The 24,984-nt window shown below is 68.9% G+C and carries 29 protein-coding genes and 1 pseudogene; 24 read left to right on the top strand and 6 right to left on the bottom strand.

Annotated features, from left to right (window positions below):
* Positions 1-17: 17 nt before the first annotated feature.
* The 5 genes from ACFY10_RS16870 (at position 18) to ACFY10_RS16850 (ending at position 2,471) form a co-directional block, all read left to right on the top strand.
* Entirely contained in the window at positions 18-215 is a 198-nt protein-coding gene (locus ACFY10_RS16870; protein ID WP_389076382.1) for a Flp family type IVb pilin, read from the top strand.
* Complete coding sequence (locus tag ACFY10_RS16865; RefSeq protein ID WP_390665881.1) at positions 215-814, top strand: pilus assembly protein TadG-related protein; 600 nt, start codon at positions 215-217, stop codon at positions 812-814. The genes ACFY10_RS16870 and ACFY10_RS16865 overlap by 1 nt, the downstream gene beginning before the upstream one ends.
* A 34-nt stretch (positions 815-848) precedes the next feature.
* Positions 849-1,430: a hypothetical protein gene (locus ACFY10_RS16860; protein ID WP_390665880.1), complete on the top strand. Its 582-nt coding sequence runs from the start codon at positions 849-851 to the stop codon at positions 1,428-1,430.
* 8 nt (positions 1,431-1,438) lie between these two features.
* Positions 1,439-2,092 (top strand): OmpA family protein, encoded by a 654-nt coding sequence (locus tag ACFY10_RS16855; protein ID WP_390665879.1) that lies wholly within the window; start codon positions 1,439-1,441, stop codon positions 2,090-2,092.
* Positions 2,093-2,195: 103 nt separating this feature from the next.
* The gene (locus ACFY10_RS16850) at positions 2,196-2,471 is read left to right on the top strand and encodes an Arc family DNA-binding protein (protein WP_390665878.1); all 276 of its coding nucleotides are present in this window, start codon (positions 2,196-2,198) and stop codon (positions 2,469-2,471) included.
* A gap of 15 nt (positions 2,472-2,486) precedes the next feature.
* Here ACFY10_RS16850 and ACFY10_RS16845 read toward each other — a convergent pair whose 3' ends face one another.
* Positions 2,487-2,678, bottom strand: a complete 192-nt coding sequence (locus tag ACFY10_RS16845) for a hypothetical protein (RefSeq protein ID WP_390665877.1) — start codon at positions 2,676-2,678, stop codon at positions 2,487-2,489.
* Between the two features lie 12 nt (positions 2,679-2,690).
* Positions 2,691-3,542, bottom strand: a complete 852-nt coding sequence (locus ACFY10_RS16840) for a helix-turn-helix domain-containing protein (protein WP_390665876.1) — start codon at positions 3,540-3,542, stop codon at positions 2,691-2,693.
* Positions 3,543-3,811: 269 nt separating this feature from the next.
* Between ACFY10_RS16840 and ACFY10_RS16835 the strand changes: the two genes are divergently transcribed.
* From ACFY10_RS16835 to ACFY10_RS16810, 6 genes are all read left to right on the top strand, one after another.
* Positions 3,812-4,312 carry an ATP-binding protein gene (locus tag ACFY10_RS16835; RefSeq protein WP_390665875.1) on the top strand — a complete coding sequence of 167 codons (501 nt, stop codon included), beginning with the start codon at positions 3,812-3,814 and terminating at the stop codon, positions 4,310-4,312.
* Between the two features lie 314 nt (positions 4,313-4,626).
* Positions 4,627-6,705: a PrsW family glutamic-type intramembrane protease gene (locus ACFY10_RS16830; RefSeq protein WP_390665874.1), complete on the top strand. Its 2,079-nt coding sequence runs from the start codon at positions 4,627-4,629 to the stop codon at positions 6,703-6,705.
* Positions 6,706-6,711: 6 nt separating this feature from the next.
* Entirely contained in the window at positions 6,712-7,296 is a 585-nt protein-coding gene (locus ACFY10_RS16825) for a hypothetical protein (RefSeq protein ID WP_390665873.1), read from the top strand.
* A gap of 18 nt (positions 7,297-7,314) precedes the next feature.
* On the top strand, positions 7,315-7,704 hold the full coding sequence (locus ACFY10_RS16820; protein ID WP_390665872.1) for a hypothetical protein: 390 nt from the start codon (positions 7,315-7,317) through the stop codon (positions 7,702-7,704).
* Positions 7,701-7,991 (top strand): hypothetical protein, encoded by a 291-nt coding sequence (locus ACFY10_RS16815; RefSeq protein ID WP_390665871.1) that lies wholly within the window; start codon positions 7,701-7,703, stop codon positions 7,989-7,991. Before ACFY10_RS16820 ends, ACFY10_RS16815 begins: the two co-directional genes overlap by 4 nt.
* A 21-nt stretch (positions 7,992-8,012) precedes the next feature.
* On the top strand, positions 8,013-8,492 hold the full coding sequence (locus ACFY10_RS16810) for a hypothetical protein (protein WP_390665870.1): 480 nt from the start codon (positions 8,013-8,015) through the stop codon (positions 8,490-8,492).
* A 166-nt stretch (positions 8,493-8,658) separates the two neighbouring features.
* Here the strand turns inward: ACFY10_RS16810 and ACFY10_RS16805 are convergent, their stop codons facing one another.
* Positions 8,659-9,075, bottom strand: coding sequence for a PIN domain-containing protein (locus ACFY10_RS16805; protein WP_390665869.1), 417 nt, complete (start codon positions 9,073-9,075; stop codon positions 8,659-8,661).
* Positions 9,051-9,383, bottom strand: a complete 333-nt coding sequence (locus ACFY10_RS16800; protein ID WP_390665868.1) for a hypothetical protein — start codon at positions 9,381-9,383, stop codon at positions 9,051-9,053. Before ACFY10_RS16800 ends, ACFY10_RS16805 begins: the two co-directional genes overlap by 25 nt.
* Positions 9,384-9,699: 316 nt before the next feature.
* On the opposite strand from ACFY10_RS16800, the gene ACFY10_RS16795 reads away from it, so the two are divergent.
* Complete coding sequence (locus ACFY10_RS16795; RefSeq protein WP_390665867.1) at positions 9,700-11,709, top strand: Flp family type IVb pilin; 2,010 nt, start codon at positions 9,700-9,702, stop codon at positions 11,707-11,709.
* Entirely contained in the window at positions 11,706-12,539 is an 834-nt protein-coding gene (locus ACFY10_RS16790) for a hypothetical protein (protein WP_390665866.1), read from the top strand. Before ACFY10_RS16795 ends, ACFY10_RS16790 begins: the two co-directional genes overlap by 4 nt.
* Before the next feature lie 22 nt (positions 12,540-12,561).
* Here ACFY10_RS16790 and ACFY10_RS16785 read toward each other — a convergent pair whose 3' ends face one another.
* On the bottom strand, positions 12,562-12,936 hold the full coding sequence (locus ACFY10_RS16785; protein ID WP_390665865.1) for a DUF192 domain-containing protein: 375 nt from the start codon (positions 12,934-12,936) through the stop codon (positions 12,562-12,564).
* A 135-nt stretch (positions 12,937-13,071) separates the two neighbouring features.
* Here ACFY10_RS16785 and ACFY10_RS16780 point away from each other — a divergent pair, with 135 nt between their 5' ends.
* From ACFY10_RS16780 to ACFY10_RS16765, 4 genes are all read left to right on the top strand, one after another.
* Positions 13,072-13,824 carry a prepilin peptidase gene (locus ACFY10_RS16780; RefSeq protein WP_390665864.1) on the top strand — a complete coding sequence of 251 codons (753 nt, stop codon included), beginning with the start codon at positions 13,072-13,074 and terminating at the stop codon, positions 13,822-13,824.
* Positions 13,825-13,886: 62 nt separating this feature from the next.
* On the top strand, positions 13,887-14,468 hold the full coding sequence (locus tag ACFY10_RS16775) for a dihydrofolate reductase family protein (RefSeq protein ID WP_390665863.1): 582 nt from the start codon (positions 13,887-13,889) through the stop codon (positions 14,466-14,468).
* A 42-nt stretch (positions 14,469-14,510) separates the two neighbouring features.
* The gene (locus ACFY10_RS16770; RefSeq protein ID WP_390665862.1) at positions 14,511-15,386 is read left to right on the top strand and encodes an LLM class flavin-dependent oxidoreductase; all 876 of its coding nucleotides are present in this window, start codon (positions 14,511-14,513) and stop codon (positions 15,384-15,386) included.
* A 45-nt stretch (positions 15,387-15,431) separates the two neighbouring features.
* Positions 15,432-16,223: a methyltransferase domain-containing protein gene (locus ACFY10_RS16765; RefSeq protein WP_390665861.1), complete on the top strand. Its 792-nt coding sequence runs from the start codon at positions 15,432-15,434 to the stop codon at positions 16,221-16,223.
* Positions 16,224-16,226: 3 nt separating this feature from the next.
* Here the strand turns inward: ACFY10_RS16765 and ACFY10_RS16760 are convergent.
* Positions 16,227-17,274, bottom strand: a pseudogene (locus tag ACFY10_RS16760) (winged helix DNA-binding domain-containing protein).
* Between the two features lie 777 nt (positions 17,275-18,051).
* Between ACFY10_RS16760 and ACFY10_RS16755 the strand changes: the two are divergent.
* The 7 genes from ACFY10_RS16755 (at position 18,052) to ACFY10_RS16725 (ending at position 24,953) form a co-directional block, all read left to right on the top strand.
* Complete coding sequence (locus ACFY10_RS16755) at positions 18,052-18,825, top strand: isoprenyl transferase (RefSeq protein WP_390665860.1); 774 nt, start codon at positions 18,052-18,054, stop codon at positions 18,823-18,825.
* A gap of 335 nt (positions 18,826-19,160) precedes the next feature.
* Entirely contained in the window at positions 19,161-20,486 is a 1,326-nt protein-coding gene (locus tag ACFY10_RS16750) for a PhoH family protein (protein ID WP_390665859.1), read from the top strand.
* A 418-nt stretch (positions 20,487-20,904) separates the two neighbouring features.
* Positions 20,905-21,588: a transglycosylase SLT domain-containing protein gene (locus tag ACFY10_RS16745; RefSeq protein WP_390665858.1), complete on the top strand. Its 684-nt coding sequence runs from the start codon at positions 20,905-20,907 to the stop codon at positions 21,586-21,588.
* 150 nt (positions 21,589-21,738) lie between these two features.
* Positions 21,739-23,097, top strand: a complete 1,359-nt coding sequence (locus tag ACFY10_RS16740; RefSeq protein WP_390665857.1) for an AI-2E family transporter — start codon at positions 21,739-21,741, stop codon at positions 23,095-23,097.
* Between the two features lie 153 nt (positions 23,098-23,250).
* A complete protein-coding gene (locus tag ACFY10_RS16735; RefSeq protein ID WP_390665856.1) occupies positions 23,251-24,075 on the top strand; it encodes a MarR family transcriptional regulator in 825 nt (274 codons plus the stop codon).
* A gap of 58 nt (positions 24,076-24,133) precedes the next feature.
* Positions 24,134-24,520, top strand: a complete 387-nt coding sequence (locus ACFY10_RS16730) for a roadblock/LC7 domain-containing protein (protein WP_390665855.1) — start codon at positions 24,134-24,136, stop codon at positions 24,518-24,520.
* Positions 24,521-24,524: 4 nt separating this feature from the next.
* Positions 24,525-24,953, top strand: a complete 429-nt coding sequence (locus ACFY10_RS16725; protein WP_390665854.1) for a hypothetical protein — start codon at positions 24,525-24,527, stop codon at positions 24,951-24,953.
* Positions 24,954-24,984: the final 31 nt, after the last annotated feature.

Below are 24,984 nucleotides of genomic sequence, written 5' to 3'. Positions count from 1 at the left end.
ACCCGGAGGGGAACACCATGAGCAACTGGATCAACACCACCGTCGCATACCTGCAGACCCGCGCCGCGCGCAACGACAAGGGGCAGACGGCGGTGGAGTATCTGGGGATCATCGCGGTGGTCGTGGCGATCGTGCTGGCTATTACGGGTACGGACATCGGGCAGACGATCTTCAACGCGATCACCGACAAGATCACCGAAGTCACTGGCGGCTGATGCGGCCCCGTAGGTACGACGACGCAGGGCAGGCCTTCCCCATCTACATCACGGTGGTGGCGGGCCTGCTCTTTCTCGCGTTCGCGTACCTTGCGGTCGGCCAGGCCGCGGCAAATCGGAACGGAGCCCAGACGGCAGCCGACGCGGCTGCTCTGGCGGCGGCGCAGGACACCCGGGACACACTCGCAGGACAGTGGGTGGGCGTAGTACGCGACCCCACGAAGTGGCAGGACATCCTCGACGGCCGAGCGGCGGTACTCGACGGCTGCCCGCGTGCGGACCAGCTCGCGGCGCAGAACGACGCGCAGGTGCTCGGTTGCGACGGACAACTGTCGGACCTGAGCTACACAGTCGAGGTCAAGACGGACAAGTCCGTCGGAGACTCGATCGTCCCTGGTACGGAGAACAAGCGCTCCAAGGCGTCCGCCAAGGCCGTGATCGAGCCGCTCTGCGGGTTCGATCCCCCGGGTGAGGACGCCGGGGCCGATGTCTTGCCGAGGCTCACCTGCAAGGACAACAGGGATTGGGATCTGGATCCGGACGACCCGGCTGGTCTACCAAAGCCCAAGGACCTCTTCGACGTCCATCTGGCCGACTGACAAGCGAACGACGAGTGATGAGGGAAGCGGAGTCATGAGCATTCGGTTCACTACGAAGGCCCGTAGGGGGATGGTCGCGTTGACCGTTGCGGCCGGACTGGCCATCGGGGTGGCCGGTTGCGGCAGTGGTGGCGGCGACGACAAGAAGCCGGACACGTCGGCGTCCGCCTCCAAGGGCAGTGGGTCAAATGCGAGCGCTCAGGAGGGGCAGTCGGATGAGCCCTTGGCCGAATTGAAGGGCCCAGATGGCCTGCTGCTTCAGATCACCTCAGCAAAGCGGGACTCGGGCGGATTCGTCACGGTCAGCGGGGACTTGAAGAACGACGGTGGCAAGACACTCACCCTTCCCGCCCAACTGAGCGGCAATGAAACCGAGATCATCAGGAATGGTCGGTCACTCGGCGGAGCCACGTTGGTGGACTCCAAGGGGAAGAAGCGCTACTACGTGCTGCGCGACACGGATGGTCGCCCGCTGACCACGACGGGCATCACTTCAGTCAAGTCAGGCGAAACCGTGCCGGTGTTCATGCAGTTCCCCGCCCCGCCCACCGACACGACCCAAGTTTCCTTCCAGCTCCCGATGTTCGCTCCCGCTGACATCGCGATCTCTGGGTGAGGCCGACCATGACCGCCACCCACGCCCCAGCCCGAACGGGAATCCCGCGCCTCGCGCTCACCCTCACCGCCGCCTCCCTCATGGTCGCCACAAACATCTTCGGCGCCGTGACGGCCCACGCGGACGACAGCCCGAGCGTCCCGCCCGGAACCGAAGCGACAGCCTCGGCCCCGGTCAAGGTGGACCCGAACGACCCCGACCTCAAGCTCCCCGAGGGCGCCACCCTCGCCACGCCCAAAGTGCTGGACATCAAGTCCGTCGTAGAGGACCAGGGCGGCGAGGAACGCCGCGAAGACACCAACTCCGACGTCACGTTCGCCCTCCAGGCCGAGGTCCTGTTCAGCAAGGACAGCGCGAAGCTGAGCGGCGAGGCGAAGTCCCGTATCGCCGGGATCGCCGCCGAGATCAAGAAGCAGAACGCGACAAAGGTCCGCGTCTTCGGCTTCACGGACAACCTGGGCTCCTCCGCCCACGGCGACGTCCTGTCCAGGCAGCGCGCCAACGCCGTACAGGACGTCCTGGACCAGGAACTCCACGACCCGAACATCACCTTCGAGGTACGCGGCTACGGCGAGCAGTACCCGATCGCCGACAACTCCACGGAGGCCGGCCGCAGGAAGAATCGCCGGGTCGAGGTCACGTTTCCGCGAACGGAGAGCTGATCAACAACCCTCGGACGCCATGGGCCCGTTCGGTACGAACACCGGCGGGACGGGTCGGCGTCCATCGCCGCAATGGGGTGCATGCGTGGTGCATACTCCCGGTATGCCCGACGCCATGATTCGTGTGCCCGTCGAAGTCCGTGACCAGCTCGCTGCCGTCGCGGAGGCGCGCGGCATCAGTCTTCGTGGCCTCATGCGGGAGATCGCTGCTCAGACTCTGACCCCTGAGCAGACCAAGGCAAGGGCCGACCGTACCCGCACTCTCCTCGCCGAACGGTTCGGGCACGATGTGACGGACGAGGAGTCCGCAGAGATGCGCCGAAGGATGAGGGAGGCCACCGCCGCCCACCGGGCCACGCTGGCGGAGTCGTCCCGCTGACCTTGCAGGGAACGACTACAGCAAGTGGTCCGCCTTGCCCGCCTTGATCTCCAGAATGAGGGCACGAAGAGCGTCGCGGCTGTCGGCGACGAAGCGCTCCTCCTGTCCGGCGACGCTGATGTACGCGTTGCCGGCAGTGTCTGTGCCTATGCGGAAGCAGTTGGCCCCTTCCCCGCAGAAGGGGTCTTCCCAGGTGATGGTGGGCACGGTCGATGTCTCCTAGAGGTCGTCGGCGAGGGTGCGGATGAAGTCGCGCGAGGCATCCGGCGCGAGCGCCACGGACGCTGCCGCGTCGAGTTGGGCCCGGTACTTGCGGAGCTGCGTTTCCGAGTCGATGAACTCAGGACCGTGTGTGCTGTCGAGCTCCACGGTGTCGAGTTGGGGCACAGTCGACTCGACGTACACGACTGATTGACCCGCTCCCGGAAAGCCGCCCGCCTTGAACGGGATGACCCGTACTGTCACGGCGTCGCGTTCGGACATGGCCAGCAGGTACTCCAACTGCCGCCGGGCCACGCCCGATCCGCCGAATTCCATGCGGAGCGCGGCTTCATGGATGATGACGTCCAGCTCCGGAGGGTTCGGCCGGTCGAGCACCTGCTGCCGCTCCATTCGGTGAGCCACGCGGGCGTCCACCTCGGCCTTGGGCAGGCGTGGGATCACGGCCTCGAAGACGGCCCGGGCGTGTTCCTCTGTCTGCAGTAGACCGGGCAGGTGCACGCTCAACGCGATACGCACGCGCTTGGCATGCCACTCCAATTCGGCGATGTCCAGGAAGCTCACGGGCAGTTGCTCCCGGTACGACTTCCACCATCCCTTTTCGCGCTCGCCGGCCATCGCGGCCAGTGCCTCGACGAGGGGCTGGTCCGTGCAGCCGTAATTGCTCGCCAGAGTGCGTACGCGCTCGGGGCTGATACCTGAGCGGCCGGATTCCATGTTGGGCACGTTCGTGCGGGGAACCCCCAGCAGCCCGGCGGCGTACTCCGTCGTCATCCCGGCTGCGAGGCGCATTTTTCGCAGCTCGGCACCCAGGCGCTGCTGGCGCGCCGTCGGCGTACTCCTCGGCGCCATGCGCCCCTCCCCTTCGAATGCGACGGGGCCAGTCTGCCCAAGTGCCCGGCGACCGGTCCACCGTGGGCGGATCCGATCTCGCGAAACGGTAGTACGTGTACTCCGAGATGTCCTACAGTCAGTGACGGGTCGATTACGACCCCTCCGGGATCCCGGAAGCGCATCGCGCGAGCCTGCCCGCACTCTCCTCCCCTGGGAGGGGCGGGCCCGCGCCAGGGAGACAAGCCACCGGGCGGAGCCCAAATCACTGTCCATCCATGGGAGTTGCCATGTCCGCAAGCGTGACGTCCTGCCAGGTCCCGACTGCCGTCGACGCACCGCCCACACCTCCGACACCCGAAACCCTCGCCTACAGCCTCACGCTCCCGGCCGCACCCCGCAGTCCGGCCATCGCGCGCACCGCGACCCGTACGATCCTGCAGGCCCACGGCCTCGGGGACGTGGCCGACGCCGCCGTACAGGCGGTAAGTGAACTCGCCTCCTGTGCCTGCCGTTTCACACCCGCGGCCGAGGTGTACGTATCTCTCCGCTACCGGGACGGTGCCCTACGCGTGATCCTCTACGACGGCCACCCCCGCCACGCCCACCCCCGCCTCGCCGCGGCCTGCGAGGCGCGCCGTCGGGCGGCCCTGCGGGTGCTGGCCTGTGTGGTCAGGGCGTGCGGTGGGGATTGGGGCTTCGGTGATGCGCGGGAGCCTGGTGGAGGCACGCGGATGTGGGCGGTGTTGCCGTACGAAGGCGCACGGACGTATGGAGCGGGGGGCTCGTAAGGGGGTCTTCGAAGTTCAGAGGTGCATTTCTGGGGCGGGGTATGCCCGCGAGTCGCGAGCGCGTGTCACTTTCCCAAGAGGTGTCACACTCCCGGCCCGGGCGCCCTGTCTCGGCGCCTTCGCTGGCTCTACCTCCGCCTTCTCGCTGACAGGCATGTTCATGCGAGCGAATGATGCCCACCCTCAGATCGCCACCCACACCGCTAATCCCCCTGAATCAAAGCCTAGTTAATCGTCATGGTCATTGACCGGCCGAACTGACATGATGTTCGCGCTAGCAATGTGCGTCTTGCTTTGGGGGAGCGGGGGCTTGCGTGACCGTACTCATGATGGCCGCGGCCGTGTACGGGGTTGTCCAGCTGTTCGTGCTGTCGTATCCAACACGCTCGGTGCGCCTTGCCACGGTGCTGCTGGCGCTCATCGTGGGCGTCTACGTCTGTGGAACGGCCGTGGCCCTGCTGGAAGTGGCGTACACCAGGGTGATCGCCGACCGGACCGGCCAGTCGCTGATCGAGGTCGTGAACACCACCTCCTTCACCACCGCTCCGTGGGTGGAGGAACTGGTCAAGGCGTCGCCGCTGTTGCTGATCGGGGCGTACACGAAGGTACGGCGGCAGTGGGGGCTGGCCGACTTCACAGTCCTGGGCGCGGCACTGGGCGCCGGATTCGGTCTGCTGGAGTCGCTGTTGCGTTACTCCCTGGACGCGGATCGGGCGCTCGCACGTCACGGCGGCTGGATCGTCCCGGACAGCCTTTCCCCGCCCTACATCCCCGGCCCGAGCCAGGTGCTCACCTCCTGGCTGCCCTCTCCGGCTGCCTCACTGGACCTCGGGCAGACCGGTGACATCACCGTCCCCACCTTCAACCACCTGGCGTGGACGGCCCTGGCGGGACTGGGAGTTGGCCTTCTATGGCGGGCGAGGGGTTGGGTGAAGCCGCTGGCAGTGCTTCCGCTCGCCGCGTCCGTGGCGCACCACACCCTGAACAACTATGTCGTCCAGCACCCGACCGACAGGCAGGCCAAGCAGTGGCTGGAGCACCTGGACGGCAAGCTGTGGCTCGCCCCTCTGGCGGCACTGCTCCTGGCGATGGCCGTCGACTGGGTCTGCCTGCGCCGGGGGAAGCGGCGAATACCCGCTCTGCTGCTGTCGGCGGAGCGGGCGGACGGGGACAGCGCTGCCGCGCTGATCCGCTACGCAAGCCGGCGCCTCCCGTGGACCCTCCTGATCGCACTGCGCTTCGTACGCTTGCGGCGTGCCTTCTGCTACGCAGCTGCCGGCACCCCGCCCCCGGTCCTCGAGCCGTTACGCCGGGCAGTCGTGGACATCGCCGCGCGGATCGACGCCACTGACCACGAACAGGCTTGGCGTGGGGCTGACATACGAGCCCACGTCAGAGCGGCCAGAGCCCTTGCGGGGCGCCGCAGAAGGCTCGTGGCGCTGATCCCGTGCGTCCTGCTGCTTCCGTCTCTTCTCTTCCTCTGCGTCGGCTCGTTCAAGTCGACGGCCGGACTCCAGGGTTACTTCACCACCGGCGCCGGTCCGAAGATCCTGCTGGGTTTTGCGATGGCCGCCCTGGTGTGGATCGCCTGGCAGTTGGCCATTCTGCTGCGGACCTGGCGGCAGGCAGCAGCTCATCTGCTGGGCGAGCAAGTCGCTGCCCACCGCTTGCGTCTCTCCTCGGCGCTGGCGTCCGCGACGGTCGGGACGCTTCTGCTCTGGCGGAGTGCGGGGTCGGCCGGATCCGACGGGCGAGTCATCCCGGCCGCACATCTCCTAGACGCTCTGGACAACTTCCTGGCCTACCTCGGCTTCGCCCTGTTGCTCCTTTCCCTTCTGGCACTGTTTCCGCCGGGGGCCGGCTTTGCGCTCGCCGGTGGTGCTGCCGTCGGCGTGCTTACCGGGGAGGACGTCCTCGCTGCCACGGGCCTCGGTGCCGCGGGAATCGCTCTGATGGTTGCTAGTGCGACGGGTTCTGGTGGTGAGGCGCCGGGTGAGGAATCGTCATCGCCCGAGAGCAAGCAGAGGCACTCGACGGATCCCGAACGCGCCGAGCGTGTTGGGGCCGCACGAGAACAGAAGGTCGCGGAACTGACTGACGGCACGGTTCCTTCAGGGGATCCCGGCAAGCCCGGGCTGAAGGTGACCAAACCGGGAGCCGGTACCACCGATGTCGACGTGATTGGCGGAGATGGGTCGTACATTGCCGTCGGTGGTCCAGCCAAGGCGCGAAATCTTGCCAAGTTCGGAGAGAAGTGTCACATCCTGAAATATGCGGCAGAGCAGCAGGGAGTGCGTGCTCAGGTGTACCTAGAAGAAGGGACTCCGGAGCCGGCTCTGCGACTGGCCAGAAAGATCCTGGGCGATGGAAATGTGCATACGTTCACGAGGTGAGTCGTTGTGAGTGACGGTTTCTACTACTGGTATCGATCGGCCCGGCATGCGGTGAGCGCGGACCGCGTCATCGAGGCCCTCGAAGCCAATGGCGTTGTCCTCGCCAACCCGGCGACCGGCGCAGTCACCGCTATCACCAACGGGCCTGAGTCTTGGGGGGAACAGGTGTCGATCGGACGACGCGAGCTGCTTGCCTCTCTGTCGCTGGGAATCGCGGAGGAAGTCAACTTCCAGTTGTGGCTCAACGATGAAACGGACGTGTTCACCAGATTCCGAAGCGTGGGAGACGCGATGACCGTTGTTGAGTTCGGGCTCGATGGAATGACAGCGGCAGAACAGGAAGAGGTGATCTTTGCCGTTTCGCAGGCCGTCGAAACAGACCGAAAAGGGACGATGGGCCTGGTGATCGACCGGCGAGGCGTCACCGAGGATGCGGACTGGGACAGCTTGGTAAGGGGCGCGCCCGTGCCACTGGGCGACTGGCCCGACCTCCTGGGCGTGCGCCTGGATGTGGCCGCTCGACATCCACAACTTGCAGCGGCGCAGGGACGCGTGGAGCCGCCTTTGATGATCCTCGCCCGTGATCCGTAGGGGGCGTAGGCGGGTGCCATGAATGCTGAGAAGGTCGATTATCCGCAACTGGACGGGTTCGTGAATGTCTGCCTTGAGGACAGTTTCGTTCTGGAGGTCACGGCCATTCCGGGATTTCTGGCTCTGGAGGTGGAACTGGTACTCACTCCCCAGCACCCCGCGTACCGCCCGCCTGTCCCCGGTGAGCAGCACTGCTACGTGCGGGCTGCGATCGAATTCCTGAAGGTGCGCAACCTCATGTGGGCCGACCAGGGAACCCCTCCGGCCGTGGACGCCTCCGGAGCCAAGGACTTCGGTGGTATCGATGCGCTCTTCTGGAATGGTTCGGTCTTCCATCTGGAGGGAGACTGGGGAGCGATTGACGTGGCGTCGGCTCCACCTGTCGTCAGATTGTTCTCCGAGCCGTGAGTGAGTACCACTACGTCTTCGTTCGCCCAGGCCACCCTCGCGGTCGGCTCCGCCGGGACATCAGCGCGGCGTGTGGAGCCCATCTGCACCCGGTGGACGCCGAGTTCATCGACTACGCGGCCGGCCTCGGGCATGCGGTCATCGAGGTGGAGCTCACCCACGATTACGACGCGGACCACGGCATCCCGTTCGGGCGGCACGACTCGCTGAACACCGTCCGGCCGCCGTGGCTCCCAGAGCGCCACAGGTCCGCGTGCCACCCGTTCGGGGGGATGACGGCGATGTGAGTTTCGAAGTACTTTCAAAGTATGGCTACCGAGAACGCCGCCGTGAATTTCTCCGAGCTGGTGAACAAGAACAAGCAGACGCTCGCCCGTCTCAAGGAGTCGCCGCGGCTGCTGCTGCATCGCAGGGACGGAGAGGACCTTGTCCTCACCACCGCGGCCAGGGTCGAGCAGGACCAGACCGTGGTCTCGGCCGCCACCCGGATGCTGGTTGCCATGGCGCGGAGGGATCCCGGCAGCATGGAGCTGCTCCTCGACATCCTGCCGGACGCCTTCCCCTGGGTCCGCTTCCTGCCAGAGGCCGATGTCCATGGCTTCGCCGTCGAACTCGTCGACACCATGCGAGCCGCCGACTCCGTCGGCAACAGCGCCTCCGTGGCCCAACTGCTCATCGCCTGGCAGCACACCGCGGAAGTCCATTCCGACCCGGAACTCCTGGCGGCGCTGACCAGGGACCACGGTGAGGACTACGGTCAGGCGCCCGACCCCAGGGCAATGGCGTGAGCGCGGGTCGCGGTGACCGCGTCGCGCCGTCGGCTGCGGACGACCACGAGGAAGTCCGCTTCGCCGATGCAGCCTCGGCCAAAGGGTGGGAGAAGCCTTGCCGGCCGGCACGCGAGAACACGTACCGCGCCTGCTTGGCAGCGGAAGTTGTACCGAGCCGCAGCCGTCACACCGCCACAGAGCGGACGGCATCCCCGCAGAGCTTGTTCATGTCGTCCACATCCGAGGTGACGACGATGCGCGGACCCGAGTATCCCAGCGCCGTCGCGGCCACCACCGAATCGATGGCGTACTTGTGCCCGTGCAGGTTGGCGTTCCGCAGCAGGTCGATGGCGCGCCAGGTGATGATGTCCGTGACGGGCAGGACCTCCAGGCGGGACACATGCCACCGGAGGCGGTCCATGCGGACTTTGGAATGCCACGCCTCGATGAGGGTCAGATTGCTCACGGCGACGAGGGTGTCCTTGGCCTGGGCGGTACGGATCAGCCCCGTGACATGTGGGTCGTTGTCCATGAACTTGGACAGTCCCTGGCTGTCGAGAAGCAGAACTCCGTGACTCAACTGGCCTTGTGCGCGCGCCATTCCGGACCGTCGCCCTCCTCGCGGCCCCGAGCGGGATTGTCCGCTGCCATCGATTCGGCCTCACGAAAGATTTCCGCTGCCCACTCCTGGATCTCGGGGGAAGGCGGGCCGATCTCTGCTTCCTTCGCCTGGAGCAGTTCCTCCAGCAGATCGCGCTGTATCTGCCGCTCGACGGCCGCGCTCACGTACGCGGAGAAGCCGCGCGCCCCGACCCGCGCCTTGACCGCCGCGATACGGCCCGCAGGCATGGACACACTGACCTTCTGGGCCGGGCCCTCGTCCTTGCCGTACTGCTCCGCAGAGTCCATGCAACGACAGTAGCAAAAGGTTTCGCAAACCGTCGCCCGGCTGAACCCGCAGCCTCGCAGTGGGCACTTGCAGCGCCCGGGCCCAGGGGCGATTGGGCATGGATTTGGGCCCGCGGGCCCATGCTGCCCAGACGCCCTCTGCCTACCGTTCGAACCCTGTCGTGAACCGACGGCGGGGAGCCGGGTGCAGTCACCGGGTATCGCGTGAACGGCCCTCTCCGCTCACGGGGTTGAGGAGGGGGCGGGCATGGCGTCGATCGGGGGAGTCCCGGAGCACGGGTCGGCATGGCCGCCCGGACCGGGTGAGCGCCGGAGCATGCCCACCCCCCTCTCCTCCGCCCTCGTCCTCGTCCACGCCCTCTTCGCGATCACGGTCATCGGCGGCCTCGGCCTGCTGCTCACCGCAACGTCGTACGACGCTCTCGACGGCGGCGTACTCGCGCTGCTCGCCTACGCGGCCGCGCCCGGCATCCTCGGCTGGTGGCTGGCCCGGCGAAGCTGGGAGGGCGGGGTCCGGGTCTGGCGCGGACTGGTCGCCGTGCAGGTCTGGCTGATCCTCAGCGGCGTCGCCAACCTCGTTGCGGGATCGGCCCGCGGGGGCACGCAGCTCGTCCTGCCGGTTCTCGTCCTTTGCTTCCTGCTTCGCTCCGAGAGCCGTCGCTGGTACGAGCTCCCCGAGCCCGACCGCGCCGAGCGGCGCCCCTTCTCCGTCGCCCGCATGATCCGCTGGCGCCGCGACGACGGTCAGACCGCGGTCGAGTACGCCGGTCTCGTCGCCATCGTCGCCGCCCTCATCACGGCGTTGCTGGTCACCGGCCTCGGAACCCAGATCTACGGCGGCATCGAGGCCCAGGTCTGCAAGGTCACCGGCCTGGGCTGCCCGGCCCCGTCGGGCAGCGGCACGGACGTCAGGGCAGGGAAGGACAACGCCGGTGGTGCCGGGAGCACCCGTGACACCACCGGCGCGACCACGGCGGGCAACGGCAACGGCCCCGACGACCCGAACCAGAAAGACAACGGCGCCGACGACAAGACCGACGAGAACAGCAACGACAAGAAAGACGACGGCTGCTTCTCCGGCTTCGGTGCCTTCTTCGGGTGCGCCGGCAACCAGATCAAGCAGGTCGGCCAGGGCCTGTTCGTCGACGGTGTCTGGGGTGACCTCACCGGCATCTACGACATGGTCCGCCACCCGGTCGACACCCTGAAAGGCATCGGCGACTACGGCAAGCAGCTCGGCCACGACTGGATGGAGAACACCAAAGGCGCCCGCGACAAGTGGTCCAACGGGGATTATCTGGGCGCCGTCCTGGGCTGGGGCGGCGCATCGCTGAAGACCGGCGGGACCGTCCTCTACGACCTCTTCATCGGCGACGAGACTGCCAAGGACTGGAAGGACGGCCACGAGACCCGCGCCGTGAGCCACGTCATCTGGAACATCGGCGCCCTCTTCATCCCTGGCTACGACGTCGCCAAAGTCGGCGAGAAGGTCGGCGACCTCGGCAAGCTGGGCCGGCTCGGAAAGCTTGGCAAGCTCGCGGAGAAGGCGGGCGAGGCGGCGGAGGACGCCAAGAGGGCGGCCAAGGCCGGTGACGCGGCGGCTGCGGAGAAGGCCGCGAAGGAGGCCGACGACGCGGCGGAGGAAGCGGAGAAGCGAGCCAGGCAGAGCGGCTGCACGATCTCCGCGCCGAGCCGCCGCGTCCCGTACGACGGCACTGTCGGAGCCGGCCAGGGCGCCTTCACCGGTTCCCCCGGCACAGGCACCGCCGTCCTGGCCGCCGGGGGCTCCCCCTACGTCGTACTCGCCGAGGACGGCTGCGACGAGGACGCCAAGAAGGAGGCCGAGGAGGCGCGCAAGCAGGCCGACGAGGCGGACAAAGCGGCGGACCGGTGGCAGGCGGGAGACGACGTCGCCGGGCCCGCGGGCGGGAAGACGCTGAGGTTCCCCAACAAACGGCACACCGTCGGCGGCGCGGGGAGCGGTCAGGTCAAGGAACGCAACACCGTGATCCTGCGGGGGAACGAGGACCTGGTCCGGGCGGACATCGAGGCGATCGCCAAGGGCCGCGCCAGACTCCTGCCGGACGGAAACACATACGAGATCAACGGCCGCCGGTACGGAATCGAGGACACCGGAACGGTCTTCCCCAAGTCCGGGCCGGGCTTGGTCGACATGGACCGCATTGAATACGCTGCCCTGAAGGAGATCGTGCGGAACAAGGGCGATCTCGGCAAGTCGCAGCAACTGCAGCGCGATCCGAAGTTCGTCAACAACCCGGACAAGGTCGCGAAGGCCAAGCGGGTGTACGACGGGACGTACAAGTGATCGCGAATCTCTTCACCGTCGCGGAACTGGAGCAGTCGAGCCTGCGCAGTGCACTGGCGGAGCTGCTGGCCGTGACGGAGGAAGAGGTCGACGTAGCCGACACGGACGGCGACCAGGAGGTACGGCGCTGGGACTCACCGGTCCTGTGCACGTACCGCGTGCCGCCGCCCGGTGACCTGGCGCTGGAACTCGACATCTCCGTCGAGGACGGTACGGCCGGCGCCCTGACCGAGGCGGAACTCGCCCGCGGGCTCGCGGCCCGGACGGCGACCTCGGTCCTTCACCCTGCTCTGGACCTCGACCTGGACAGCGCCTACTGGGTCGCGACACCGGACGGACGCGCCGTCCGGTGCCGTCTGGAGGCGATCGACTCCGCCGAGGACACGACGTACCGGGTCGACGTGGTGGAGGGGAAGGTGGACGATCTCCCCCGCGCGAGGGTGGAGATCCTCCCCGAAATCCTCGAGCACGAACGGATCGAGACTCCGGTCTCGGACGCCTTCCTCGCGACGTACCCGACGGGCACGACGGGGAGTGTCGAAGGCCGGGTCCACTACTGCCTGCATGTATGGGAACGGCTCGTGCGCCGGCTGGCAACGGCCGGGTGGGGCGCCTCCGGGCGGTATCGCGAGGACCTCTTCCAGCGCGACCTGCAGGCCCGGGACGACCTGGCGCAGCTAGTGACCGAGGTCGACGACACGCACGCGGCGGGCCTGCGAACGGTCCTGGCCCGGCTCGACGACGACTTCCGCAGATCGACCGAGTCCGGCGCGCCGGCGGAGAACGAACGCTGGTGGCGGGCCCGGAGTCCGAGGAACATCCCCTGGTGACCCCCATGGCGATGCCATGGAATCAGGCCTCCGCCGTCACCTCCACCCGCACCCCCGCCCTGAGCCCCCACCCCTCCATCGCCCCGGCCTCCGACTCCAGCACATGCCGCGAACGGAGCCGGGGCAGCCCCAACCGCCAGGGCTTCATGGTGTGTACGGCGATGACGGTCAGGTCGCGGTCGAGGTAGGCGACGTCGATGGGGATGCGCATCCGGAACGTGTGCACGCTGTTGGCGGGGGAGAGCAGGATCGCCCCGTCGACGGAGTCCCGCCCCAACAGCCCTTTGGTACGGGCGCGGTAGGAGGCGGCGATCTCAAGGGGAACGGCGACAGCGCCCGCCCCGCCCCCGGCGCGCACGATCAACTTTCCCGGTCCGTCCAGCCATCGTCGCCCCATCCCGAGGCCACCTCCCACTGCCGCCACCGTCTTCTGCCCGAGCCGAACGTATCCGCTCCGCTCCACAGGGGAGTAGGCCCGGCATGGGCCCAGGGACCCATGCCGCCCGGCCCGCCCCGGGCATAAGGTCCCGCCGTGCGCACACTCCTCACCCTCGTGGCGGCCCTGTGGGGCGCGGGAACGGGCCTGCTGCTGCCCCGCGCGGCCCACCGTTTCTCGGTCGACTCGGGTGAGCCGTGGAGCGACCGCTGCCCGGGAGGCCACCGGATCACGGGCGCCTTCGCAGGCTGGCTGGGCAGAGCGAATTGCAGGCAGGAGGAGGAAACAGGCCTGTGCGGACCGTACGGCCCGAGCACGCCGGCCGTCGCCACGACAACGGCCATCGCCTGCACGGCCCTTGCCGCCGCAGCCGGTTCCCACCCCGAGACGGCGGTCTGGGTGCTCCTCACCCCCGTGGCGGTCCTGCTCACCCTCGTCGACTACCGGGTCCACCGCCTCCCCGACGTCCTGACGCTGCCGCTGGCCGCCACGACCGCCGCCCTCCTGGGCATCGCCGCCGCCCTCCCCTCCGCCACGGGATCCTGGCCCACGGCCCTCCTCGGTGGCCTGGCCCTGGGCGCCGCGTACTTCCTCCTCTTCCTCATCAACCCCTCCGGCATGGGCTTCGGCGACGTAAAACTCGCCCTGTCCCTCGGTACGGCCCTCGGCTGGTACGGCTGGCAGATCCTGCTGACGGGGGCTTTCGCGGGGTTGCTCTACGGCGCGGTGTACGGCCTCGGCATGGTGGTGCTGCGCCGCGCGGGCCGCAAGTCGGCGATCCCGCTGGGGCCGTTCATGATCGGCGGGGCGTTCACCGCGCTGGTGCTGGGCGCGTTCGCTGCGGCGTGACGGCGCGGACACGGCGTACCGTGAACGACGACCGCTGAGGGACAAACCGGGCGAGGTGGCCGATGCCGAAGATCGTGTTGATGATGTCCGTCTCCCTCGACGGCTACATCGAGGGCCCCGACCACGACATCAGCTGGCACCGGGTCGACGAAGAACTCCACCAGCACATGAACGACTACATCCGGACCCTCGGCGGCCTCCTCGGCGGCCGTCGCGTCCACCAGGTGATGGCCGACTACTGGCCCACCGCCGACTCCGACCCGGACGCCTCCCCGATCACCGTCGAGTTCGCCGGTATCTGGCGGGACCTGCCGAAGGTCGTCTACTCGCGGACCCTGGAGAAGGCCGACTGGAACACCACCGTGGTCCGGGAGGTCGTCCCCGAGGAGGTCGAGGCGCTGAAGGCGCGGGCGGACGGGGACCTCGGGCTCGGCGGGGCCGAACTCGCCGCCACCTTCCTGCGGCTCGGCCTCGTCGACGAGTTCCGGATCTACGTCCATCCCACGCTCGTCGGACGAGGCACGCGGCTCTTCCCGGAGGACGACGACCTCGCCGCCTCGCTGCGCCTCGTGGAGAGCCACACTTTCGGCAACGGGGTCGTGCTGCTGCGCTACGAGCGCGAGAACAACTCCGCCCAGTCGTAAAGGTGTTGTACGGCCCCATTCCACCCGGGTAGGAAGTAGGGCATGACTGGACTCGGTGCTGTGTTCCGACCCCAACTGCCTCCCGAGCGACTGCGCGACGTCGCTCGCCTCGCGGACGAGAGCGGGCTCGAGGAGCTCTGGCTCTGGGAGGACTGCTTCCGGGAGGGCGGTATCTCCACCGCCGCAGCCGCCCTCGCCTGGACCGAGCGACTGCGGGTGGGCGTCGGCCTGCTGCCAGTGCCGCTGCGCAACGTCGCCATCACCGCCATGGAAGCCGCCGCGCTGCACCGGATGTTCCCCGGGCGCGCCGTCGTCGCCGTCGGGCACGGGGTGCAGGACTGGATGGGGCAGGTGGGGGCGCGGGTCGAGTCGCCCGTCACGCTGCTCTGTGAACACCTTGTCGCGTTGCGGGCCCTGCTGCGCGGTGAGCGGGTGACGACCGAGGGGCGGTACGTCCGCCTCGACGACGTCGCGCTCGACTGGCCGCCGGCCGGTCCCGTGCCCGTCCTCGCCGGCGCCACCGGTCCGCGTTCGCTGCGGCTGGCCGGCGAGGCGGCCGACGGCACCATCCTCACCGCGTCCACCACGGCCGACGGCGTACGGCAGGCACGTCAACTCATCCAGCAGGGGCGGGAGTCGGCCGGCCGCACCGACCCGCACGAAGTCGTCGTCTACCTGCTCACCGCCACCGGCCCCGACGCCGCCGCCCGGCTCCGCGCCGAACTCGTCGACGAGGGGCTCGAGTCCGTCCCCGACCTCGGGGTCGCCGGAGACGCCGGGGCCGTCGCAAAGGCCGTCCAGCGCCTGGCCGAGGCCGGTGCCGACCGGGTGATCCTCCAGCCAACGGGCGACGAGCCCGACCCGGAGGGCTTCGTACGCTTCGCAGCACAAGAGGTCCGGCCGCTCGTACCGGCGTAGAAAAATCAGCGGCGCCCACCGGAAGCGCCCTGCCACGATCACCTCATGCCCCATGAAGAGCCCCGCAGCTTCGAAGACCTTCTTGCCGAGGGCGTCGCCGTGCCCACCGAGGGCTGGGACTTCTCCTGGTTCGAGGGCCGGGCCACGGAGGAGCGGCCCTCGTGGGGGTACGCCGTGTCCCTGGCCGGCCGCCTCGCCGGGGCCACCGCCGCGCTGGATGTCCAGACCGGGGGAGGGGAGGTCCTGGACTTCGCCCTCGGCCGGGCCGAGAAGGCGCCGGGGCTCACCGCCGCGACGGGGGGCTGGCCGCCGAACGCCGCGAAGGCCACCGCCCTGCTGCGCCCGCGCGGCACGGTGGTCGTCGCCGCGCCCGAGGACGCGCCGCTGCCCTTCGCGGACGGCGCCTTCGACCTCGTCAGCAGCCGGCACCCGGTTTCCCCGAACTGGGCGGAGATCGTCCGCGTCCTGGAGCCCGGCGGCACCTACTTCGCCCAGCACGTCGGCTACCGCAGCGTCTTCGAGCTCGTCGAGTTCTTCCTCGGCCCCCTCCCGGCCGAGCAGAGCGCCGAACGCCACCCCGACCGTGACCGCGCGGACGCCGAAGCCGCCGGGCTGGAGATCGTCGACCTGCGCGCCGAGCGGCTCCGCATCGAGTTCCACGACGTCGCGGCCGTCGTCCACTTCCTCCGCAAGGTGATCTGGATGGTCCCGGACTTCACGGTCGAGGCGTACGAGGACCGGCTCCGCGCGCTGCACGAGCAGATCGGGGCCGAGGGCCCGTTCGTCGCGCACAGCAGCCGCCACCTCGTCGAGGCCCGCAAACCGCACCGTCGGTGAGCGTTATGCGTGCGCGCCCGCTGACACCTCGCCGATCACCAACTCGGCCTCCGCCTCCAGCACTTCGCCCACCCGCTCCGCCTGCCCGCCCAACTCCCGTTCCTGCCGCGCCGTCAGCCGCCCGAGCGGCTCCACCGTGACCGTCGTACGACGTCCCCGGCGCCGCTGGTGCCAGACCCCCGCCACGACGCCGTCCACCAGCAGCACCGGATAGTTGCCCGCCTGGCCGCCCGCCAGGGCACGCTGGTACGCGGCCCCCGGGAACAGCAACTCCCGAGGCTGCGCAGCAATCCCGTACGCGTCGAAGTACGGCAGCAGTCGGACCCCGCGCACCCGCCCCTCCGGGAACGCCGTGTCGCCTGCCACGACCCAGCACCCCGTCGCCCCCTCGAACACGACCTCCTCGATCTCGCCCGCCCCGGCCAACCTCCCGAACAGCTCGGCGGCCCAACCGCCCGGCGCCGCCAGCCACTTGGCGAAGTTCTGCGGCGTCGCCGGGCCGTACGCACGCAGGTAACGGCGGACGAGCTCGCGTACCGCCTCGTCCGGCGGCAGCGGAGTGAAGCGGGGCGGGCGGGTGTACGTCACCTTGCGGCCCCGGTTCGGGCCGAAGCACAGGGCAGCCGGACTGGCCGGCCCGGTGCAGCACCTGCCGCCAGCGCGGCCACAGGTCCTGGAACGCGGGCATCACCCGGTCGCCGGCCCAGGAACCGGTGCGGGCGACGACCTCCTCGCCCAGCTCGTCGACGGTCAGGCACGCCCCTTCCAGGGCGTCCCCGATCGCCGCCACGATCTGCCGCGCCTGCTCCTCGGTGACCCGTACGTCCGGTGCGAACGGGCCGGCGCCGGACGGTACGGCGGGCAGCGCCGAGCACCAGAGGGGCAGTTCGCGCGCGGGCAGCAGATGGACGGTCCCGCGCGGGCCGTGCGTCTTCACCAGCGCCCGCTCGTCCCACAGTGCGGCCCGCACATCGGCCCGGGTCGTCCCGGCCGCCCGCACCCCCACCGACACCTCGGCCGCGGACAGCACCTGCGCATGCGCGGCGAGCATCGCGGCGACGACATCGGCGACCGCCGTGCCCGGCTTTGCCGGGGTGGCCAGGAACTGCCGTTCCAGTCGGCGGGCACTCGCCTCGTTCCAGCTGATCCTCAGGGTCATGAGGCGACCGTAGGACGGAACAAGGACAGTTTCTGTCCTAGATCGGGCCTGGACAGGTGCTGGACCGGTTCTGGAGCGGTCCTGACACCCGGTTTCCACATCGTTATCCCCGCGAGTCGATTCCAGCCCCATGCGTCACGTAAGTTCAGACCAAGGTAATTCGCGTGAGCAAAGCTGCGCGGCGGCACCGCGCAGTGGAGGGGGCTGCGCGGTGCCGTATTCACGTCAAATCGGCGTTCGCGGGCCGGGTCACCCGGCTGGGGGATGCCCGGGCGACTCGCCGAGCGAGGCCCAAGGTGCGGCAAACCCTCCGGATCGCTCCGCTTCCCGCCCGTTTCCCCTGGGAATCCGCTGTGATCCGGCCATGAGCCCGCCATGAAAAGGCTGTTCCCCGGGCATCGGCGCGTTGCCGTTCGAATTCGGAGAGTAGTTGTGGCACGCCGATGCACCCCGCATCACTCACGAAGGGTTATGGTGGAAACCCCCCCTCGGGCCGGTCCGTCTCCCCCCCACGGACCGGCCCGTTTTCTATGCCCCCAACCACCCCTTGGGGGCGCCGTGGTGGAGCGGGGGTAGGCTTCGCCTCCGGGGACCGCCATACGGACAGGGATCGCCCTCCACACTCCTGGGCCGCGCCTGTCCGATCCGTACGGAGGGGCTGACAATCACGTGAACCTGCGCGACAAGCTGCGCGGCCTGCTGGTCAGGCTCTACGCACGCCGGGTGGAAGGCCACCTGGACCACGCTCAGGTGCCCAAGCACATCGGCGTCATCATGGACGGCAACCGGCGCTGGGCGAAGGCCGCCGGCTCCTCCACCGTGCACGGCCACCGGGCCGGTGCCGAGAAGATCGAGGAGTTCCTCGGCTGGTGCAGCGAGACGGACGTCGAGGTCGTCACCCTCTGGCTGCTGTCGACGGACAACTTCGACCGGCCCCAGGACGAGCTCGGCCCGCTCCTCGGGATCATCGAGGACGTCGTACGGACCCTCGCCGCCGACGGCCGCTGGCGCGTGCACCACGTCGGCACCCCCGACCTGCTCCCGCCGCAGATGCAGACCACCCTGAAGGAGGCCGAGGAGGCCACCGCCGGCATCGACGGGATACTGGTCAACGTCGCCATCGGATACGGCGGCCGCCAGGAGATCGCCGACGCGGTGCGCTCGATGCTCCTCGACGCCCAGGACAAGGGCACCTCCATGGAGGACCTCGCCGAGGCCGTCGACGTCGACATGATCGGCCGTCACCTCTACACCGGCGCCCAGCCCGACCCCGACCTGGTGATCCGTACCAGCGGTGAACAGAGGTTGTCCGGATTCATGCTCTGGCAGACCGCGCACTCCGAGTACTACTTCTGTGAGGTCTTCTGGCCGGCCTTCCGCAAGGTCGACTTCCTGCGCGCCCTGCGTGACTACGCGGCGCGCCACCGCCGCTACGGCGGCTGACGTACCGACGGGCGCGCCCCGCGAGGAGCGCCCCGAACACCCCACTTGGGGCGGAAGTAACAAGGAGTTCACCAGGGCGCCGTCATATGCGTCGGCATGGCACCGCATGTTCGAGGGCATAAGCCAGTCAGGTCGATGCCCGAACCACGGGTGTCGGATCTCAGCGGACGGCACGGGGCCGTCCGCCCGGGAGGCCCTTTGCACCAGCCCGATCGTGCGGTCACTGCACGGACGACAAGGCGGAGGGCCGGTTTTCGGCCCGTGCAATGCGGCCGTCGACCGGTCCAGCTCCACTCCGTCGCTCCCCGACCTCATCCGAGGGGGTACGTCCTTCCGTGGTGACCAGCACAAAGCGCCACAAGCCAGACCGGCGCACCTATGTTCTCGACACCAGCGTCCTGCTGGCCGACCCGAACGCCCTGAGCCGCTTCGACGAGCACGAGGTAGTGCTCCCCATCGTCGTGGTCACGGAGCTGGAGGCCAAGCGGCACCATCCCGAGCTCGGCTACTTCGCCCGGCAGGCCCTGCGTCTGCTCGACGAGTTCCGGGTGAAGCATGGTCGCCTCGACGCCCCCATCCCGATCGGGGAACTCGGCGGCACCGTGCGTGTCGAGCTCAATCACTCGGACCCCAGCGTGCTGCCGACCGGCTACCGCCTGGGGGACAACGACTCCCGCATCCTCGCGGTCGCCCGCAATCTGCAGGCCGAGGGGTTCGACGTCACCGTCGTGTCGAAGGACCTGCCGCTCAGGATCAAGGCCTCGTCCGTCGGTCTCCTCGCCGAGGAGTACCGCGCGGAGCTGGCCATCACGGACTCCTCCGGCTGGACCGGAATGTCCGAACTGACCCTGCCCGGCGAACAGGTGGACGTCCTCTTCGAGGAAGGGCATGTGTATGTGCCCGAAGCGTCCGACCTTCCTGTGCACACGGGACTGATGATCCAGTCGGAGCGCGGCAAGGCGCTCGGCCGGGTCACCGCCGAGGGCAACATCCGCCTCGTGCGCGGTGACCGGGAGGCCTTCGGTATCAAGGGGAGGAGCGCGGAGCAGCGCATCGCGCTCGATCTGCTCCTCGACCCCGACGTCGGGATCGTGTCCATGGGCGGCCGGGCCGGCACCGGCAAGTCGGCGCTCGCGCTGTGCGCGGGTCTGGAGGCGGTCCTGGAGCGCCGCCAGCACCAGAAGGTGATGGTCTTCCGGCCGCTGTACGCGGTCGGCGGGCAGGAGCTCGGCTATCTGCCCGGTTCCGAGGCCGAGAAGATGAGCCCCTGGGCGCAGGCGGTCTTCGACACGCTGTCCGCGGTCACCAGCCGCGAGGTCATCGAAGAGGTCACCGCGCGCGGAATGCTCGAGGTCCTTCCCCTCACCCACATCCGCGGACGCTCGCTGCACGACGCATTTGTGATCGTGGACGAGGCGCAGTCACTGGAACGGAATGTGCTGCTGACCGTTCTGTCCCGAATCGGCGCCAATTCACGGGTGGTTCTCACCCATGACGTGGCACAGAGGGACAATCTGCGCGTCGGTCGCTATGACGGTGTCGTCGCCGTGGTCGAGAAGCTGAAGGGGCATCCGCTCTTCGCGCATGTGACGCTGACCAGGTCCGAGAGGTCCCAGATCGCGGCGCTTGTGACCGAAATGCTCGAAGACGGACAGATCTGAGGCAGACGGCCAAGTCTGAGGCAGTACAGGCGAGTTGGCGCCGTCCCGCAAAGGCTGCGAGCCTAGCGGGGCGGCGCCTTCGCGTGTTGCTGTTTCTCAAAATCCCTTGGGTCAAACGAGATGTGAGCTTTCACACGCAACTCAGAATTGCCACTCGGCGTCCAGGTGCGGCAGAGTCTCACTCCTGTCAGGCCCCGCATACGACACACCTGTACCCCCAGCGGTACGGCACCACAGAAGCACCACAGCTAACTCCACAGCGTCGTCGTATGCCGCCCGAGCACCACGTGGCGCTTCCCTCGCGGGAGTTGCCCACCGGGCCCGCGCCTCCCGTGACCCCGTAGTTGGGAGGCCAGCGCCAGGGGCAAGATTGCGTCCGCCAGGGTCACCGAAGCGGGCGATGCTGGAAGGAAACCGTGTGAGCCGGATTTCGGTCCGGGGATTCGCAGTGGCCTCGGCCACCGCGGTCACCGCCGTCGGAAGCGTTGTCGGAGTTGCCTCGGGCAGCACCGCGCAGCCCAACGACGCCGAGGCGACGGCAGCCGACGCCACGCTGCTCGCGGACATACCCACGGGCCAGCAGGCCCAGGTGCAGACCGCGTCCCTGACGCAGCAGGCCGACGCCCAGGCCATCCAGGCCGACGCGAGCGCCAAGAAGGACGCCGAGGAGGCCGCCCGCAAGGCTGCGGCCGACACCGCCATCGCCAAGAAGGAAGCGGCGGAGAAGGCGGCCAAGGAGGCCAAGGAGCGCGCGGCCGCCAAGGAGAAGGCCAGCCGCAGCGCCGGTGACTTCCCGATCCAGAGCTCGTACTCCGTCGCCGAGATCCAGTCGATGGCACGGCAGATGGTGCCGAGCGGCCAGTTCCAGTGCTTCAGCAACATCGTGGACCACGAGTCCAGCTGGAACTACCACGCGGTCAACGCCTCTTCCGGCGCCTACGGCCTCTTCCAGGCACTGCCGGCCTCCAAGTACTCGTCCGTCGGCTCCGACTGGCAGACGAACCCGGCCACGCAGATAAAGTGGGGCCTGAACTACATGAACAGCCGCTACGGCAGCCCGTGCGAGGCCTGGTCGTTCTGGTCGGCCAACCACTGGTACTGAGCCCGGCGCCGAGCCGTCGAGACCCACGGTCTCACCTCTCAACCTTGCGCAGCCCCTCCCCGTCCTAGGGGGAGGGGCTTTCGCAATGTACGGTCGGACGCAACGACTCCGGGGGGAGTGGTGAGGAGAGACGGGGGAAGAGGACGGATCATGTCGCGAGTGCCAGGGTGGCTCGGCCGTATCGGCGCCGGGCTGACCGAGGTGAGTGAGCGGTTGGACGAGCGCCGCGCCGAGGTGGAACGGGAGACGGACGACCCACCGCCTGCGCCGCGCAGGACCGCGACGACTCCGCCGCCCTCGGACCCCACCGCCGAAGCGCCGCCCGCGCCCGTCGTCCGCCCCGATCCCGTACAGGCCGTGCCGTGGAGCGTGCGCGTCGCGGCCGAGGCCGGCTGGCGGCTGCTCGTGCTCGCGGGCACGGTCTGGGTGCTGATGCGGGTCATCAGCGCCGTACAACTCGTCGTCTTCGCCTTCGTCGTCGCCCTGCTCATCACGGCACTGCTCCAGCCGACGGTGGCCCGCCTGAAGAGCTACGGCGTGCCGCGCGGCCCGGCCACCGCCCTCACCGCGATCTTCGGCTTCGTCGTCCTGGGGCTGCTGGGCTGGTTCGTGACCTGGCAGGTCATGGAGAACATCGACAACCTCTCCAACCAGATCCAGAACGGCATCGACGATCTGCGCAACTGGCTGCTGAAGAGCCCCTTCCACGTCACCGACAAGCAGATCAACCAGATCGCCAAGAACCTGCGGGAGGCGGTCGGCGCGAACACCGACCAGATCACCTCCGCCGGCCTCGAGGGCGTGACCGTGGTCGTCGAGGCGCTGACCGGCATTCTGCTGACGTTCTTCTCGACCCTGTTCCTGCTGTACGACGGCCGGCGCATCTGGGAGTGGACGCTCAAGCTGGTTCCGGCGGCGGCGCGGCCGGGTGTCGCGGGCGCCGGTCCGCGGGCGTGGCGCACGCTGACTGCCTATGTGCGCGGGACGGTGCTGGTGGCCCTGATCGACGCCATCTTCATCGGCCTGGGCATCTACTTCCTCGACGTCCCCATGGCCGTCCCGCTGGCCGTGTTCATCTTCCTGTTCTCCTTCATCCCGCTCGTCGGCGCGGTGGCCTCCGGCGCGCTGGCGGTGGTCGTCGCGCTGGTCACCCAGGGCGTGTTCACCGCGGTGATGACGCTTGTCGTGGTTCTCGCGGTCCAGCAGATCGAGGGCCACATCCTGCAGCCGTTCATCCTCGGCCGCGCGGTCCGCGTCCACCCTCTCGCGGTGGTCCTGTCGGTCGCTGCGGGCGGCATGGTGGCCGGGATCGGCGGCGCCGTGGTCGCCGTACCGCTGGTGGCGGTGACGAACACGGTGGTGGGGTATCTGCGGGCGTACTCGGCCGGACTGGCCGATGCCGATCAGTCACCTTCAGCCCGTCCGGCGATTGAGGACGAGGCCGTTCAGGCCGAGGGGGGCGCTGGGGGCACAGCCCCCGGCGGCGTCACCGAGAACGCCGGCGCCTGACATCCGACGGGGTCTGGAATGAGTCCGCCGCTCGATCAAATGCGCGCCGAACAAAGCGATTTGAACGAGTTCGGGGCTCAACTTCCGTCACCTGGGGACAGGTCGGAAATCTGCGGCCGGAATATGCGTTCGGGCTGATACACCTTCCGCGTGATGTCGGGCTACGACCTGCTGGCGCGGGCACTTGCCGCCTGCGGGCGCGAAGGGTGGACCGGCGCCCTGCGCGTGTTCGGGGCGCCCGGCGGCATCCTGCACCTCAGGGGCGGGCTCGTCGTCGCCGCCGAGTCGCCCGGGGCGCCCGGGCCCGAGACGCTGCTGCTGCGGTCCGGGCGGGTGAACGGCGAGCAGTGGGCCGGGCTGGTGCGGGAGGCCGGGGGTGCGCGCTGGCCCGCCGCCGGGCTGATCGCCCACGGGTACGCCGGTGCCGCCCAGCTCCGGGTGGTGTGCGTGATGGCGCTGCAGGACGCGGCGTTCGCGATCCTCGCGGGCCGCGTCGACGGCTGCGAGCCCGCCGAGAATGCCGTCGAACCGCCCGCCCCGGTCGCCGTGGGCGAGCCGCCCGCCCGGCTCCTGGAGGATGCCGCCCGCAAGCTCGCCGCCCTCGCGGCCCTGCCTCACCCCGTCCATCCGGACCGCGAACGGCCCGTCCCCGCCGCGCAGTTCAACGTGCCGCTCACCGCGCTGCAACGCGCGCTGCTCGACCATGCCGACGGCCGCCGTACGGCCCGTGACCTGGCCTTCCGTACCGGGCGCGGCGTCTACACCGTCACCGTCGAGGTCGCCCGCATGCTCGGCGAAGGGCTCCTGGAGTGCCCTGCCGAGCCCGCGCCGATCCCGGTCCGCGCACCCCCCGACGGCATCCGCCACCGCATCCCGCCACCGCCCGCACCACCCCCACCGCAGCCGCCGGCACCCGTCGACCTGCCCCGCCGCAGACCCGGCGGCTTCTTCCGGCTGCGGAACGGAACCCCGAAATGAGCCCGCCGAGCCGATGCGAAACACAAGAAATGCGAAGAGAAATACGGGAGTTGAGCATATGGATCACGAAGCCCTGGCGCTCGAAATGCGCGGCCTGCGGGAGCAGGTGACCGGAATCACCGACACCGCGGTCGCGGCGGCCGACGGACTGCTGATCGCGGCCGACACAGCCGACTCCATCGACCCGGAAGGCCTCGCCGCCCTCGCCGCGGCCGGTCTCGGCCTCGCCCGCCGCACCGCCCAGGCGACCGCCCGCGGCACGCTGCGCCAGACCGTGACGTACGGCAGCCACGGCTGTGCCGCCTTCTACGCCGTGGGTGACACCGCCCTGATCGTGGTGCTGGGCGACGAGGGCATGGACGTCGACCGGCTGCACCGGGCGAGCGGGCCCGCCCTGGACCGTATCGGCTCGATCCTCAAGCACAAGACAGCAGAAGGAGTCTGAAGGGATGGCGACGAAGCGTATGACCCCAGGTTTCTCCGACCAGGTGATGAGCCTGGTCAAGTCCCTCCGAACCGACGCCCCCGACTGTGTCGCCTCGGGCGTCGTCGACATGTCCACCGGCATGCTGCTGTCGTACGAGACGGTCGACAACCATCCGCCGGAGGTCCTGGACCTGCTGGCGGGCGCGACCCTCGACCTGTTCCAGGGACGCACGGTCGCGATGATCGAGGACGTCTTCAAGGAGCGCCGTGGGATCCAGAGCGAGAACCACTTCTTCCAGGAGATCCTGGTCAACAGCGAGAACCTCACGCACCTGTTCGTGCGCATGAATGAGCAGCAGGACGTCGTCGCCGTCGTCGTCTGCCGCAAGTCGGTCAATGTGGGCATGCTGTTCGCGCAGGTACGGCGGGTGGTGCGCGAGTACAGCCTGTGAAACGGCCGGTGAACGGGCCGGGCCCCTCCCC

The organism is Streptomyces sp. NPDC001401 (genome assembly GCF_042895385.1).
In the GTDB taxonomy this organism is placed as follows: domain Bacteria; phylum Actinomycetota; class Actinomycetes; order Streptomycetales; family Streptomycetaceae; genus Streptomyces.
The sequence above is the reverse complement of the archived record's forward strand: the minus strand, read 5'-3'. Positions and strand labels throughout refer to the sequence as shown.